12 protein-coding genes are annotated in these 14,485 nt (G+C 67.5%); 2 read left to right on the forward strand and 10 right to left on the reverse strand.

Annotation, left to right across the window (positions count from 1 at the left end):
• Window positions 1–59: 59 nt before the first annotated feature.
• Window positions 60–1,061 carry an asparaginase domain-containing protein gene (locus L1F31_RS16720; protein ID WP_265418348.1) on the forward strand — a complete coding sequence of 334 codons (1,002 nt, stop codon included), beginning with the start codon at window positions 60–62 and terminating at the stop codon, window positions 1,059–1,061.
• Window positions 1,062–1,130: 69 nt separating this feature from the next.
• On the opposite strand, the gene L1F31_RS16725 is transcribed toward L1F31_RS16720, so the two are convergent.
• Together L1F31_RS16725 and L1F31_RS16730 are read right to left on the reverse strand one after the other, a co-directional pair.
• Window positions 1,131–2,153, reverse strand: a complete 1,023-nt coding sequence (locus tag L1F31_RS16725; protein ID WP_265418349.1) for an NADP-dependent oxidoreductase — start codon at window positions 2,151–2,153, stop codon at window positions 1,131–1,133.
• A 66-nt stretch (window positions 2,154–2,219) separates the two neighbouring features.
• The gene (locus L1F31_RS16730; RefSeq protein ID WP_265418350.1) at window positions 2,220–3,152 is read right to left on the reverse strand and encodes a DUF402 domain-containing protein; all 933 of its coding nucleotides are present in this window, start codon (window positions 3,150–3,152) and stop codon (window positions 2,220–2,222) included.
• An 87-nt stretch (window positions 3,153–3,239) separates the two neighbouring features.
• Here L1F31_RS16730 and L1F31_RS16735 point away from each other — a divergent pair, with 87 nt between their 5' ends.
• Complete coding sequence (locus L1F31_RS16735; RefSeq protein ID WP_346732469.1) at window positions 3,240–4,202, forward strand: amidohydrolase family protein; 963 nt, start codon at window positions 3,240–3,242, stop codon at window positions 4,200–4,202.
• Window positions 4,203–4,280: 78 nt separating this feature from the next.
• Here the strand turns inward: L1F31_RS16735 and L1F31_RS16740 are convergent, their stop codons facing one another.
• The 8 genes from L1F31_RS16740 to ssuE all read right to left on the reverse strand — a co-directional run bounded on the left by L1F31_RS16740 (window position 4,281) and on the right by ssuE (window position 14,484).
• A complete protein-coding gene (locus L1F31_RS16740) occupies window positions 4,281–5,084 on the reverse strand; it encodes an SDR family oxidoreductase (protein WP_265418351.1) in 804 nt (267 codons plus the stop codon).
• Window positions 5,085–5,152: 68 nt separating this feature from the next.
• A complete protein-coding gene (locus tag L1F31_RS16745) occupies window positions 5,153–6,088 on the reverse strand; it encodes a DUF4097 family beta strand repeat-containing protein (RefSeq protein ID WP_265418352.1) in 936 nt (311 codons plus the stop codon).
• Between the two features lies 1 nt (window position 6,089).
• Window positions 6,090–6,734, reverse strand: coding sequence for a response regulator transcription factor (locus tag L1F31_RS16750; RefSeq protein ID WP_265418353.1), 645 nt, complete (start codon window positions 6,732–6,734; stop codon window positions 6,090–6,092).
• Window positions 6,722–8,866, reverse strand: coding sequence for a histidine kinase (locus tag L1F31_RS16755; RefSeq protein WP_265418354.1), 2,145 nt, complete (start codon window positions 8,864–8,866; stop codon window positions 6,722–6,724). Before L1F31_RS16755 ends, L1F31_RS16750 begins: the two co-directional genes overlap by 13 nt.
• A gap of 328 nt (window positions 8,867–9,194) precedes the next feature.
• Window positions 9,195–10,511, reverse strand: a complete 1,317-nt coding sequence (locus tag L1F31_RS16760; protein ID WP_265418355.1) for a trans-sulfuration enzyme family protein — start codon at window positions 10,509–10,511, stop codon at window positions 9,195–9,197.
• A 301-nt stretch (window positions 10,512–10,812) separates the two neighbouring features.
• Window positions 10,813–12,912: an FAD/NAD(P)-binding protein gene (locus tag L1F31_RS16765; protein ID WP_265418356.1), complete on the reverse strand. Its 2,100-nt coding sequence runs from the start codon at window positions 12,910–12,912 to the stop codon at window positions 10,813–10,815.
• The gene (locus L1F31_RS16770) at window positions 12,905–13,870 is read right to left on the reverse strand and encodes an LLM class flavin-dependent oxidoreductase (RefSeq protein ID WP_265418357.1); all 966 of its coding nucleotides are present in this window, start codon (window positions 13,868–13,870) and stop codon (window positions 12,905–12,907) included. Before L1F31_RS16770 ends, L1F31_RS16765 begins: the two co-directional genes overlap by 8 nt.
• Window positions 13,867–14,484: an NADPH-dependent FMN reductase gene (gene ssuE, locus L1F31_RS16775; protein WP_265418358.1), complete on the reverse strand. Its 618-nt coding sequence runs from the start codon at window positions 14,482–14,484 to the stop codon at window positions 13,867–13,869. The genes L1F31_RS16770 and ssuE overlap by 4 nt, the downstream gene beginning before the upstream one ends.
• Window position 14,485 lies beyond the last annotated feature (1 nt).

A 14,485-nucleotide genomic window follows, 5' to 3' on the forward strand; every position in this document is an offset into this window, starting at 1 on the left:
GGCACTGACTCAGGAACCGGCGACGACTCTGAGGTGAGGACTGACGTTAGACTCGAATTATGCCTGAGACCTCATCGCCTGCTGCCCCTCACCTGCTCTTGGCCGCTCTCGGCGGGACCATCGCGTCGACCGCCAATGCCACAGGGGGAGTTGCCCCAGCTCTCAGCGGAGCGGAGATCGCCGCGGCCGCCGGGCTCGACCAGGTCTGGCCGAATCTGCAGGCCGATTTCACGCAGGTCGCTCAGGTCTCGAGTGCCAATGTCACCCTTGAGATGCTCTTCGACGTCGTCGAACTCGCCCGCACCTCCGCGGCCGACGGAATCGTGCTCACCCAGGGCACCGACACCCTCGAGGAGTCCGCGTTCGGACTCTGGCTGCTCAATGATTCGGGCATCCACATCGCCGTCACCGGGGCCATGCGCAACCCGACCCTGCCCGGAGCCGATGGCCCGGCCAACGTCCGTGCCGCCGCACTCACAGCATTGTCAGCGCAGGTCAGCCATCTGCCCTCGTCTCTGGTGTTCAATGATGAAGTTCACGATCCGAGGTTCGCCACGAAGGCACACGCCACCTCGACGGCGGCGTTCTCCTCCGGTCCCGTCCTCGGGGCGGTCGGCTGGCTGAGCGAGGATGACCTCCACCTTCCGCATGCACCCCAGTCACCGACGTCACCGTTCCGGGGTCTGCCCCGTCCGTCTCAGCTGAGCAAGGTCGCCCTCGCCGAGGTGGGGCTGGGCGAGCCGCCGGAGACCCTTGATCTCCTCGCCGGTTCCGGATTCACAGGTGCCGTGATCGCGGGCGCCGGCGGCGGGCATGTCCCCGAGGAGCTTGTTCCTGCGGTGACCCGCCTGGCGGAGACGATGCCGGTGGTGCTCGCCTCACGCACCGGCTCGGGTGCGAGCCTGCGCCGGACCTACGGCTACCCCGGCGGTGAGATCGGTCTGCTCGAGACCGGGCTCATCCCCGCAGGAATCCTCGATGCCCGCAAGGCCCGCATCGTACTCACCCTGGCGCTGAGCTTCGGCTTCGACCCCGCCGAGGTGTTCGCCCACTTCGCGTGAGAAAGGCGGCGTCGACCGATCCCGATCAACACCGCCTTTCCCTGTCCGGTCGGGCTTGTGCCGACCGATTCAGCTCTCCGCACCCACTGCCACAACCATCTTGCCGAAGTTGCCGCCGGTGAGCAGGTCGTTGAAGTACTCGGGAGCCTTCTCGAGACCGGGACGGATGTCCTCCCGGTAACGGACCTTGCCCTCCTTGAGCCAGCCGCTCATGTCCTCAAGGAACTGCGGGGTCAGGCGCTCGGCGAACTCGGTCTGAATGAAGCCGCGCACGAGCAGCGACTTCGTCAGGATGTTCCCCATGAGCGCGCCCGAACGGTCTGGGCCTTCAGGCAGCGAGGTGAGGTTGTAGTTGGCGACGAGTCCGCACACGGGCACGCGCGCGAACGTATTGAGCCGCGGCAGCACGGCGTCGAAGACCTCCCCGCCGACGTTTTCGTAGTAGACGTCGATGCCCTGCGGGACCGCCTCTTTCAGCTCCTGCCGCAGATTGCCAGTGCGGTGGTCGAGCGCCACGTCGAAGCCGAGTTCCTCCAGGTGAGCAACCTTGTCAGGACCACCGGCGATGCCGACCGCGGTCGCTCCCTTGATCTTCGCGATCTGACCGACGACGGACCCGACCGGACCGGTCGCAGCGGCCACGGCCACGGTTTCGCCTTCCTTCGGCTGACCGATCTCGAGCAGTCCCGCATACGCGGTGAATCCGGGCATGCCGAGCACTCCGAGGTGGGTGGAGATCGGTGCGAGCTCCGGGTCGATCCTGCGCAGGTGCCCGGTCGACTCCACCGAGTATTCCTGCCAACCGCCGTAGCCGAGGACGATGTCGCCGACGGCGAAGTCATCAGCATTCGATTCGACCACTTCGGACACGGTGGCACCGACCATGACATCGCCGACCTCGACGGGCTTGGCATAGGACTTCGCGTCCGACATGCGCCCGCGCATGTACGGGTCGAGCGAGAGGTAGAGGGTGCGCAGCAGCACCTGGCCCTCACCCGGGGTGGGCACGGGCACCTCATCGAGCAGGTAGTTCTCCGCAGTGGGGGCGCCCACGGGGCGCGAGTTCAGGCGAATCCGATGGTTGGTCGTCATGGAGACGGTTCCTTTCAGCAGCAGATCATGTGTGCTTCATTGAGGTGACAGGCCCATCCGCGGCAATCACCGATGGTGTCGGTCATAACAACCATTTGGACGCTCCGCATGTTCCTGATCGAACGATTTTTCTAACACCGAGGCGGCCCCCAGTTTCGCTTTCGACGTGACACCGCTCCCGGTCGGGGCATCCGCATCGCTCACTTCACGGGCCAGATCGTGGGCATCGCCCGCTTCGTCGGCCAGATCGCGGGCCACCTCTTCCCATGCGGAGTCGAAGGCCCAAGAATAATCGCCGAGGTGGTCGAGCAGGTGACTGCCGTTGTCCCGGATCCGCTGCGACCATTCGACCGGCCATGCCCCGTAGTTCGCGGCCGCGGCGAGTTCGTCGACGTCCTTGAATACGGCACCGGTCGCATCGAGACGTCCGTCCTCGGCGTGGAGCGGCAACGACGGAACGGGGAACGTGATGTCGAGGATGTGATCGCTGGTGAATAGCGCATCATCGCTGCGCCGGTGCGTGGCTTCGAGGTTGACGTACCACTCGACACGCATATCGCCGGCCTCCGCACCATCGGTCCCGTCTGCATCATCGGCGCCGTCAGCGTCCTTGAGCAGCACCCACACGGAGAACGGAACCTGCGGCGGAACGATCTTGAGCACCCCACGGCCGCGCCAGGTTCCCTCGACCTTGATTCGGGTGGGCGCCTCGGCGAGGGGACGGAATCGTGCCGTCAACGGAACGTCGTGCGGGTTCGCCTCCTCCCACCCGACGATCCGGGTCTCCCCGGTCGGAGTCCCGCCGGCCAACCACAGGACGGCACCCTCGGGTCCATCGGCGATGACACGCATCGGTCGGGCCACCTCGGCGAGGTCACGGTCGAAGTCGAACCGACGAAACGTCCAGGTCACGGTGTCCCCGGGCGTCCAGAATGGCCCCTGGCCGACGGGACGCAGCCCAGGCGGAGTGATGATCGGGTACGGGTCGATCAGGCTCATGCAGGCAGTCTATGTCGCGGTCATGGACGGCCGCTGAAGACGAACCCACGCTCCGACCGCGGCCCGGTGAAGTCCTAGAGTGGGAGCATGAACGACTCCGATGACGCAGCTACTCAGACGCTCTCGACGACGATCGGCCGCACCGTCGAGGTGCCCGAGTCGATGACGCCTCCCCCGCGCACGGATGCCGAGGTCCCCGACTACGTCCGTGCCCTCGGCCTGCCGGGCCTCGCGGACATCCACGTCCATTTCCTCCCGCAGAACGTGCTCGACAAGGTGTGGGACTACTTCGACAACGCCGCGGACAACTACGGCCGCGACTGGCCGATCGCCTACCGCTTCAACACCGACACCCGGCTGAGCATCGTCCGCGAGCTCGGCATTCGCGCGATCCCGGCCCTGACCTACCCGCACAAACCCGGCATGGCCGCGTGGCTCAACGAATGGAACGCGGAGTTCGCGGCCGCCCATGATGACGTCATCCACTGCGGCACCCTCTATGCCGAACCCGAGTCCGCCGACTATGTGCCCGCCGCGCTGGCGGCTGGGGCGAGGCTGTTCAAGATGCACGTCCAGGTCGGCGTCTTCTCCCCCGACGATCCGGTCCTCGACCCCGCATGGGACGCACTGGAGAAGGCGCAGGCACCCATCGTCATCCACGCCGGATCCGCGCCGCTGCCGGGCAAGTACACCGGGCCGCAGGCAGTGGCGAACGTCCTCGAACGCTTCCCGCAGCTGACATTCGTCATCGCCCATATGGGCATGCCCGAATACGACGAGTTCGCGACCCTGGCCGAGACGTACGACAACGTGTACCTCGACACGACGATGTTCGCCTCCGGGTACTTCTCCTCCCCCGCCGAGGTGGCCCCCGCCTACCGTGAACGCCTGGCCGCGCTGGAGGGCAAGATCATCCTCGGCTCGGATTTCCCGAACATCCCGTACCCGTACGTCGATCAGATCTCGGGGCTGGCGGGGCTGGGACTCGGCGACGACTGGATGCGCTCGGTGTTGTGGACCAATGGGGCGAAGGTGCTCGGCCTGGGCTGAGCGCCTCAGTATTCGGCTGATCCACAATCCGAAGCCGAGGTCACCGCTCGCACCGCGACTCGGCGCTTCGGTATGAGCTCACACCGTACGCAGCCAATTGTCGAGGCTCACGTCGGACAGCCTCGGTGCCGGTGGGATGAGTCCGTCACCGGCGGTCGGGCCGGGCAGGGGAATCCCGATGACCTTCCGGGGCTTCGCAGTTCCCGCGGACGCACCCCGTTCTCCTGCGGACTCGCTGTGTTCCTCTGCTCGTCCCGTCGACCGGGCACGCGCCTCGGCGAGGCGGCGGGCGATCGCGGCGAAGTCGCTGATCTCGGGACCGGCGACCTCGACGGTGTCGTGTTCGCGGGCATCGATGGCCTCGGCCATCATTCGGGCGGCCTCCGCGGCTGCCAAGGCCTGCACGCGCATCTTCGGCACGAATCGCAGCGGCCCGATGCTCGTCGTCATGGCGTCGACGAGTTCGAACCATTGGGCGGAGCGGAACATCAGCAGCCTGTCGGCTGGGACGAGCCGGCGATAGATGCGCTCCTGCACCGCCTTGCCCTGGTAGTAGCCGAGCAGCTTCGATTCGCCGACCTCAGGACGGAAGGCGATCGACAGGCACGCCACGGACGTCTCGGGTCTCTCGGCTGCGGCGAGGGCGATCGATCGGGAGCTGTGGGAGAAGAAGTCGACGGCCTGGCGCGCGTTCATCGTCATCCGGTTGACGCAGTCGACGAGGACATCGCTGCCCTCGGCCGCCTCGGCGACGCCGTGACCGGTGTACGTGTCGACTCCCGTTCCGCGGTGGGCGGAGATGACCGGGTGGTCGCGTGAGCGCAGCTGTTCGACGAGGCGGGTTCCGAACGTTCCGGTGGCTCCATAGACGGTGATCTGCATGGTGTTCCGACCTCTCAGACGCCACACGGGCGGACCCTCATCGAGCCCGCCCGTGCGCCGGTCGTGTCTCAGTTCTGGTTGACCGTGACCATACCAGTGTCGGCTGTGGCCGAGATCGGCACGAGGGTCTTGCCCTCGGCGTCCTTCGGGTCCTTGCTGACATCGAATTTCTTCAGATCCGAGGCCAGCTCCACCGAACCGTCGTTCGACTTCGCGTTGATCCGGTAGAGGAAGTCCTCGTCCGATCGCTCATTGGCCAGCTTGAGGTTCGGCAGGAGGAGTTCGATCGATCCTTCATCGGTCTTCGTCGTGATGCCCCCTGCCGGCACCGTCTCGTCGGCGAAGTCGAGGTCGATGGTTCCCGTCGAGGTGACTGCCTCGAGGCGATCGGTGACGGTGAGGTCCTCGCCGTCGATGGCGCCGACCCCGGTCTTCGCCTCCACGGTCTTGAAGGTGCCCTCGAGGGATGTCGCACCCCAGTCGGTCGAGGTGTGCAGCCGGTCGGCTTGGCCGGAGATCGACAGCGCCCCGCCGTCGGTGTCGGCGAAGATCTCCGAGTAGCGGCCGTTGACGTCGAACTGACCGTAGTTGCCGTCGAGGTCGAGCTTGAGGTCACCGGCGATGTCGGTGGGGACGGTGACCGTCATCCGTGCGTTTTCGAGCTTCTGACGGTTGGCCAGGACCACCTCGGCGACGGAATCTCTGTTCTTGACCTTGAGGTCCGCGGAACTGTCACGGGGGCCGGTGGCGGTGAGTTCGACGGTGGGCTCGGCGATGTTGGCGGTCTTGATGTCGACGGAGGCGCCCGTGCCGAGCTTGATCTTGAGTTCCTGCATCGCGCCGGGCAGGGTTTCGTTCGCCTCGATCTTGCCGTAGTTGAGGCGGGAGGCGCCGTGCGCGGTGGTGACGATGACGGGGATGAGGAGGACGACGGCGGCGAGGATGATCAGGGTCACCCGCAGACCGAGTCGAGCGGATTCGCTGATGCGAACTGTGGCAGGCATTCTAGGCTCCGAGGAATGTGAGGACGGCGAGGACTCGGCGGTTGTCCGAGGTGTCGGCGGTGAGGCCGAACTTCGTGAACACCGAGGAGATGTGCTTCTCGACGGCGCCGGCGCTGAGGTAGAGCGTCCGGGCGATCGCGGCATTCGATTTGCCTTCGGCCATGAGCTGGAGGACTTCGAGTTCGCGGGGACTCAGGGTCGACAGGCCGTCTTTCTTCCGGGTGCGCACGAGGATCTGGGAGACGACCTCGGGGTCGAGGACGGTGCCTCCCGACGCGACCTCGTCGACGGCTGCGAGGAAGTCTTCGACATCGGCCACGCGATCCTTGAGGAGGTAGCCGAATCCGCCGGTGTTCTCGGCGATGAGTTCGGACGCGTACTGCTCTTCGACGTATTGGCTGAACACGAGGACCTTGACGTCCGGGTTCTGCTTGCGGATGAGGACTGCGGCGCGGATGCCTTCGTCGGTGAACGTCGGGGGCATGCGCACGTCGATGACGGCGAGGTCCGGCGGATCGTTGTGGACGACGGCGAGGAGTTCGTTCGCGTCGGGGACGGCGGCGATCACCTCATGTCCGGCGTCGGCGAGGAGTCGTTCGAGTCCGGCCCGCAGGACGGCAGAGTCTTCAGCGATTACGATGCGCATGGCACCTCCACAACTACAGTCGTTGGCCCACCTGCGGGGCTGGTCAGGTTCAGTGTGCCACGGGCGGCTTCGACGCGGTCGATGAGACCGGCGATGCCGGTATGCCGTCCGGACCGGTCGACGCGTGCTCCGCCGTGGCCGTTGTCGGTGACGACGATCTGCACGCCGGCCTCGGTCGGGGCGATGAACACGCCGGCGTGAGTGGCTCCGGAGTGTTTGGCGATGTTCGTCAGGCATTCGGCGACAACGAAGTAGGACACTGCTTCGGCTTCTCGTCCGATCCTGCCTTCGAGTCGGACGTCGACGTCGACGGGGATCGCCGACCGGCCGGCCAGGGCCGACACAGCCGCGTCGAGTCCGCGGTCGGTGAGCACTGCGGGGTGGATGCCGCGGGCGAGCTGGCGCAGTTCGTTGACGATGCCCTTGGCTTCGGTGTGGGCTTCGGCGACGAGCTCCTTGGCACGTTCGGGGTCGGAGTCGATCTTCGTCTTCGCCATTCCCAGGGTCATGGTCAGTGCGACGAGGCGGGGCTGGGCTCCGTCGTGGAGGTCGCGTTCGATGCGCAGCCGTTCGGCGGCGGCCGCCTCGATGCCGGCCATGCGTGCCCGGTCGAGTTCGGTGACCTCGGCTTGCAGCGCCACCGTGCGGGCCGGGGCCAGCAGCGCCCGGTCGAGGGCACGGTCGAGGTAGGGCGCGAACCAGAGGATGGCCAGGGAGCTGGCGAGCACGATGACCGAGCCGATGGCGACGCCGAGGCGGGCCGATCCTTCGATGGTGGAGCTGACGAAGAAGGCGTTGACGCCGTAGGGGTTGATGGCGGCGAAGAGGCCGTAGAGGGATCCGCAGATGCCGGCGAGGGTGCCGCCGACGATGATCGCTCCGAGCAGCATCTTGATGTAATGATGGGCGGTCGAGCGCCAGAAGGCGCCGGATTTCACCTGCAGCCAGCGGTTGTGGAGGAAGCGGCCGAAGCCGGGTTCGCGGGTGCTGCTTTCGATCTTCGGGACCGGGATCTTGTCACCGTAGACGAGTTCGGCACGGTAGCGTTCGGCGATGTTCGCACCTTGCTGGACGAGGATCCAGGCGAGGAGGGCGAGCACGCCGAGGCCGAGCGCGAAGATGCCGCCGATGCCGGTGAACAGCAGTCCGAGCGGCACCCAGGCCCAGATCACGGCGAGGACAGCGGAGAGCACGAGGTTCGCGACGCCGATGAAGCCAGTGGGTCGCTTGGGCCAGGTGATGGGGCCGTCGGCGGGGATCTCCGTGACGTCGTCCCGGTCCAGCGGCAGGGATCCGGTGACCGGTGCATAGGAGACCGGTTCGGGTCGCGGCTTCCTTCGCCGAGGCGGCCGTGGGCCCGGGATCGGGCCCGCGTTGGGGACGCGGTTGGGGTTGGGGTACGGGGCGGCGTTGGGGTGCGGGCCGGCGTTGGGGTGCGGGGCGCCGTTGGGTCCGGGGTTGGGACCAGTGTGCGGCATCGCCATTCCCGGCTGGGGATGGTGGGCTTGGCCCGGGTGCTGAGGGTAGCGGGGCTGCGGGTTCGGCTGACCGGTCGGTCCGTAGAGTGCCTGACCTGCGGGACCGTAGGTGCCAGCGGGTGCCGGGTAGGTGCGAGGTGCGGCATTGTTCGGGGATGCGGGGCCGGCGGTTGCCTTCGGCGCCCGCGTGGGGCGCGGGGCCTGATCGTAGGCGCGGGTCGGAGCCTGTGCGTACTGCCGGGTCGGGGCCTGCGGATGCTGCCGGGGCGGCTGACCAGGTGCAGAGCCGGATGACTCCGGGGACTGTTCCGGTGTCCGCGGGTGCTGCCGGGTCGATCCGGTTGCGAAAGGCACCTCGAGATCGAGCGGCTTGGTCCGGAACTCTCCGGCCTGGCTGGCAGTCGCCGCCTCAACCTCAGCGGTCGGCGGCGCGTTGACGATCGCCTCGGCGCTGATGGACTCTTCGCGAACTGATTCGGTGGGGGACGAATCGGGAGCCGAATCCTCCGGGGATTCGTCGACAGGGGATGCTTCGATAGGGGACGCTTCGGCTGGTTCGCCTGACGACGTATCAGCCTCGGGGGTCTGAGTCTCCATCGGATCGGTGCCCTGTGGCTCCTGATCCTCGGGGTTCTCGGGGGTCTTCTCACTCATAGCAAATACGCTACGGGAGTCGAAGTCGCGCGGACAGCACGAAGACCTCCGACCCCGCGTCGGGTTTTCCCCACAAACCGTGACCGCCCCCACTGCCGTGCCCTCGAGCGGCCGTTCCCAGCCACTTCCGGCGCCGCAGCGCGAGCATCCGGCACCGCAACCCAGCGCGGTCGACGCCGCAGCGCGAGCATCCGTCACCGTTCGCTCGATATCACCCCGGTGCAACGGGTGGTTATCGCGCGAACGGTGACGGGTACCCAAGCACCGGGAGGACAAGCCGCTCACGGGAGGCAGAGTCGCTACCGGTGGCGGATGCTCGCGGTGGAGGCTAGGCCGGCACCGTCACGGCGACCGGAGCGCCGGCCACTGCGTTGCCGGCTGTACCGTTACCTGCTGTCGCGTCGTTGCCTGCTGCGTCGTTGGCCGCCGCGTTCCCGGACTCACCGGCAGCGCCGACCGTCGCGTCGAAGGCCTGGGCGAGGTCGGCGAGGATGTCGTCGATGTCCTCGATGCCGACCGACAGTCGGATGAACGCGCCGTCGATGCTCAGCTCGCAGTCGGCGACGGCCAGATGCGTCATCGTCGCCGGGTGGTCGATGAGCGACTCGACTCCCCCAAGCGATTCAGCCAACGTGATCAGCCGAGTGTTCGCCACCAGCGCCAGCGCTCGCTCTTCGGTGTCGGTGCGCAGGGAGACCACTCCCCCGAACCCGCTCATCTGCCGCTTCGCCACCTCATGGCCCGGATGCGAGGGCAGTCCCGGGTAGACCACCTCGGTGACTTCGTCGCGGGTTTCGAGCCATTCGGCCACGGCCTGCGCGTTTTCGCAGTGGGCCTTCATCCGCACCGGCAGGGTCTTGATCCCGCGCCTGGTCAGCCACGCATCGAACGGAGAGATTCCCAGACCGACGGAGGCGAGGTGGCTCTCCAAGCGGTCAACCACCTCGGCGGCACGGGGACAGCTGGTTCCGTCGCCGGCGAGCACTGCACCGCCGATGACGTCGGAATGACCGTTGATGAACTTCGTCGTCGAGTGCACGACGACATCGGCGCCCAGCTCCAAAGGGCGCTGCAAGATCGGGGTCGCGAACGTCGAGTCGACGACCAGCAGCGCATTCGCCGCGTGAGCGAGGCGGGCCGCCTCGGCGATGTCGATGATGTCGAGTCCGGGGTTGCTCGGGGACTCCGCCCAGACGATCGCGGTGTTCTCATTGATCGCCGCGGCCAAGGCAGATGTGTCGGTGAGGTCGACGGTGCGGATGACCACGCCCCACCGCACGTATTCGTTCTGCAGCAGGCGGAAGGTTCCGCCGTAGACATCGCGCGGCAGGATGACCTCGTCGCCGGGACGCAGCAGTGCGGAGAAGACAGCGGCCCCGGCGGAGGTTCCCGAATTCAGGGCCGCGGCGAAGGAGGCATTCTCCAACTCGCACAGGGCCTGTTCGAGATCGCTGCGGTTCGGGGTGCCTGTGCGCGCGTAGTCGAATCCGGCGCGGGTCGTTCCCGGGGTGTCCATCATGAAGGTCGAAGTCTGGAAGATCGGGGCCACGACCGAACCGGTGTGCGCCTCGGGCATAGCTCCCGAGTGCACCGATCGAGTCGAGATTCCGGCGGGTGAGGTGGGTTCGAAGATGTGTGAACTCACGGCGGATCCTTCCTTCACTGATGGTCACCGCTGCTTCCGCGGTGACCATCAGTGTGATCCGGCGACAACCGTGCGTGCGCGCCCGGTGACGCGCAAAGTCACTGCATGTCATATGTCGTTGATCGTCGTCATTTTTCGACGCGGAAGGTCATCATCCCTCGCCGAGGCGGCCCTCCCTCACGACCGATCGTTCCCTCGCCGAGGCGGCCCTCCGATCCGTGCACACGCGACGTGATCGTCGGCCATCCCCGCCGAGGCGGCCGTCCGTCACGACCGGTCGTTCCCTCAGCCACATGGCCGTTCACCCGGCCAAGAGCTCCCGATGATCGGCCCCCAACGAGACGGCGTCGAGGATCGTCGCGGCGATGCGCTCATTGTCGGCGAATACCGGGGCTCCCGTGTGCGGGCGGCTGAAGGCCTCGGCCGTCGACCCGGAGACCGCAGGACCGAGAAGGAACAGATCCTTCTGCACCCGACCGTGCGCGTCGAGGGCGCGGCCGGCCCCATCGGTGCGCAGCTTCGCATGCGCCGTGGTTTCGAGCAGCAGTCGGCCATCCGCGCGCAACGATGCGAGGACCGGATCGGCGGCCTTCTCCGCGGACTGCCGGGCCAGGCGGGCATCGACGAGATGAGTGAAGGTCTTCGCCTCGGGATGGGCCGTGGAGCGGGCGGTGAACCCGGAGTTGTCGGCCTCGATGCTCAGTCCGGGGCCGAGGAACCGGACGAGTCCCGCCTCGTGGAGGGCGAGGATCTGCTTGACCCGCACCGGCGGCGGTCCGCTGCCGATGAACGAGAACAGAGAATGGAATCTGCCTTCGATGAACTCCGTGCGATCGCTGTGGCTGACTCGTCCGTCGCGCACCAGCATCCTCACCGCCACATAGGACTTGACCAAGGCCTCGAATACCGCGAGATCGGCCGAGTGGTGCACATCGGCGCTGCGGGCCAGGCGGTCTTCGATGTGCTTGCGCACCCCGGCTTCGGCGGTCTTGGCGTCATCGCAGCGCAGGTGATCCAGCGGCCGGTCGAGTCCGGCAAGGTCGAAGAGGTCGTCCGGATCATCGATGACCGTTCGCGCCGCGGCGGCGATTGCTTCGACGTTCGCACGGTGCTGGTTCGTCCCGATCGCCGCGCGGGGGACCTCGCCTGCGCTGTCAGCTCCGACACGTTCGGCGGAGCCTGCGAGCACGTGTTCAGCGGAGCCTGCGAGCGCGTGTTCAGCGGAGACTGCGAGCACACGATCGGCAGCTGCATCGATCCTCTCCAGCAGTTCGGGGGCGTCGATTCCGCGTTTCCACAGCAGATGTGCGTAGTGGGCGTGGGTGAGTTCGAGTTCGAACAACGGTGCGAGCACCGTCGCGAAGTCGATGGTCTGAGTGCCGGCGCCGAGGCGGTTCAGATAGCGCAGTTCGACGGGTGGGGCGCCGGGGACGTCGGCTCGGCTGTAGCCGAGTTTCGGACTATAGGAGACTCCGCGGGAGGATCCGACCCACAGCACTGGTTCGGCCCCCGAGGGATGGTAGTGCAGCCGGCGTCCGTCCTCGACGAATTCACCGCCGCGACCTTCGGTGACCATGACCATGAAGTCGAGGAACGCGAGCCCGAAACCGCGGGTGAGCACCTCGGCGCCGGCGGGAATGCTGCTGAAGTCGAGATCGGCGGTGTACCCGGGCCCCTGATAGTACAGACCATCACCCGCCTCACCCGCCGAGGCGGCCGCGCGGTCGGCCAGCACCGCATCCTCCTCTGCGGTGTGCATATCGAGGTGCCCCTGCGCCGAGACAAGGACGCCGGTGGCGATCTGTGTACCGTCTGCGGTCGCGACAACGTAACCGCGGTCATCATCGGCACGGCGCACCGCCTCGGCGCGGGTGCGGTGGATGTGCACCTCGGCTTCGAGACGGTCGAGGGCGGTCTCGAAGGCCGCGGACAGGTAGTGGCCCTGGACCCGACGGCTGGCGAAGGACTGGGAGTCAAGCGCAGCCGCCTCGTTACCGAGGCCGGCCTCGATCAGTCGGGTCCGGCCGGGACCGTGGATCCACTCGTGCAGGGTCGGTCCCATGATCCCGGGATTCTCGAGGCGGCAGCTCTCATCGGGGAAGATCGTGATGTCCTCGGTGCGCGAGTTCATCCACAGGTGCGGCGACTGCGCGGTCCGCCAGATCCGCCCGGCACCTGCCGGGAACGGGTCGATGAGGTGAATGCGCAGACCCGCCCCGGCGTTCGGTCTCGCTGCAATCGCGAGCAGGATGCCCAGGGTCTTCGGACCGGCCCCGATGAACGTGAGGTCGGCGCGGTGCCTGCCCGAGCCGGGCGCCGTTGACGCGAACGCATCGCCGGCGGGTGTCGTCGACGTATCAGCGCCGGTCGTGAGATCGGCCGACTCCGGGGTCTTACGCATCGGCATAGAGGCTCACTGCCGGGGCGAGTCCGAGGAGGGTGCGCAGATCGCTCGCCTCGGTGCCGCCGCCCAGTGCCGCGGCGGCCTCCGGGGTCTCGCGCAGTCCTGCCGCGTGCAGGGCCGGGAGGATCTCGGAGACGAGGCGGACGCTGAATTCGAGCTGGTTCTCAGCGGACGCGCTCAGCAGCACCCCCGAGGCGCCGCGTCTGGTGAGGATGCGCACGGAATCGACGAGTTCGGCCACCTCGGCGCTGGTCGTCGGTGCCGGCAGGACGGCGAGCACCGGGACTGCGGGGTCGAGCTCGGTGCGCAGATCCTCGAGCGAGAATGTGCCGGCCGCTTCGTCGAACAGGACGACGTCGGCGGCGCCGCGGGCCGCCTCGTTGCCGTCTTCGGCGCGGACGAGGATCGGCGGGTGGCCCTGCGGCGGGCGGGGTGTGATCGAGGGGCCGAGCACGGAGTAGTCGGCTCCCGTCGAGTCCTGCAGCGTCGCGTGGATGTAGTGGAGCCGGTCGCGGTCGATGTAGCGGTCGGTGGCCTGGTCGCGGATGATCGCGTCGTCGCCCCAGGAGTCCCAGAGGCGGCGGATGACGTCGATGACGGAGGCGGCCTCGGCCCAGGCACCGGAGGCAGGGGCGGGGTCGCGGCGACCGAAGAGGGCCGCCTCGGTGGGGGTGGAGGAGATGCCCACGGCCAGTCCGGAACGGGCCCGGGCCGTGTAGTCGAGGGTCGCCGAGGCGGTGGCCAGGTGGAAGGGTTCGAGGTGGGTGACGCGGGCCTCCGGGATGATCCCGAGGCGGCTGGTCAGCGGGCCGAGCCAGGACGCGAACTCGATCGCGTCGAGACCGGTGAAGTCGTCGGGGACGAGGGCGAAGTCCGCATGTCCGTCAAGCGTCTTCGCGGTCGCCGGGCCGGTGGTCGGATCGGGGGTCAGCGTGGTGGCGATGATGACGCTCATGAGGGGTTCCTCTCGGTCGTGATCGGAGTGGTGATGAGGGATTCGGCGGCGGCCGCCTCGGCGTGGGTGCAGGACCGGGCACGGACGGTCAGTTCCGAGTCGAACTGGTCGATGGCGTCGACGACGTCGCGTTCGACGGATTCGTCGATGCTCGGCGGGGTCGTGTCCGTGGCCGGGAGGATGTTGCTCGATGCGACGAAGCGGCCGCGGCCGATCGAGCTCGCCCCGAGCGTGGCCAGCAGCGGTTTGAGGCCGTAGTCAAGGGCGAGGACGTGGGCGGGGGATCCGCCGGTGAGGACGGGCAGCACGGGTTTGCCGTGCAGGGCGTCCATCGGCAGCAGGTCGATGAAGACCTTGAGCAGACCGGTGTACGTGGCCTTGAAGACCGGGGATCCGACGACCACAGCATCGGCGGCTGAGACCGTGGCCCGCGCCGAGGCGATGAGGTCATCGCTCGCATCGCCGGTCAGCAGGGGTCCGGCGGGCAGGTGGCGGAGTTTGATGAACTCCGTGCGGTGGCCGTATTGGCCGAGTCTGCGGGCGATGAATTCGAGCAGCGCCTCGGTCTTCGATCCCTCCGAGGGGCTGGCCGAGAGCAGGACGACACGTGACATG

Source organism: Brevibacterium spongiae (genome assembly GCF_026168515.1).
Classification (GTDB): domain Bacteria; phylum Actinomycetota; class Actinomycetes; order Actinomycetales; family Brevibacteriaceae; genus Brevibacterium; species Brevibacterium spongiae.

What these genes read in the sequence shown, in the direction of transcription:
- ssuE (WP_265418358.1), bottom strand. Translation starts at nt 14,484, where the DNA reads ATGTCACGTGTCGTCCTGCTCTCGGCCAGCCCCTCGGAGGGATCGAAG.
- L1F31_RS16740 (WP_265418351.1), bottom strand. Translation starts at nt 5,084, where the DNA reads ATGCAGATCACCGTCTATGGAGCCACCGGAACGTTCGGAACCCGCCTC.
- L1F31_RS16755 (WP_265418354.1), bottom strand. Translation starts at nt 8,866, where the DNA reads ATGAGTGAGAAGACCCCCGAGAACCCCGAGGATCAGGAGCCACAGGGC.
- L1F31_RS16720 (WP_265418348.1), top strand. Translation starts at nt 60, where the DNA reads ATGCCTGAGACCTCATCGCCTGCTGCCCCTCACCTGCTCTTGGCCGCT.
- L1F31_RS16730 (WP_265418350.1), bottom strand. Translation starts at nt 3,152, where the DNA reads ATGAGCCTGATCGACCCGTACCCGATCATCACTCCGCCTGGGCTGCGT.
- L1F31_RS16765 (WP_265418356.1), bottom strand. Translation starts at nt 12,912, where the DNA reads ATGCGTAAGACCCCGGAGTCGGCCGATCTCACGACCGGCGCTGATACG.
- L1F31_RS16725 (WP_265418349.1), bottom strand. Translation starts at nt 2,153, where the DNA reads ATGACGACCAACCATCGGATTCGCCTGAACTCGCGCCCCGTGGGCGCC.
- L1F31_RS16750 (WP_265418353.1), bottom strand. Translation starts at nt 6,734, where the DNA reads ATGCGCATCGTAATCGCTGAAGACTCTGCCGTCCTGCGGGCCGGACTC.
- L1F31_RS16745 (WP_265418352.1), bottom strand. Translation starts at nt 6,088, where the DNA reads ATGCCTGCCACAGTTCGCATCAGCGAATCCGCTCGACTCGGTCTGCGG.
- L1F31_RS16770 (WP_265418357.1), bottom strand. Translation starts at nt 13,870, where the DNA reads ATGAGCGTCATCATCGCCACCACGCTGACCCCCGATCCGACCACCGGC.
- L1F31_RS16735 (WP_346732469.1), top strand. Translation starts at nt 3,240, where the DNA reads ATGAACGACTCCGATGACGCAGCTACTCAGACGCTCTCGACGACGATC.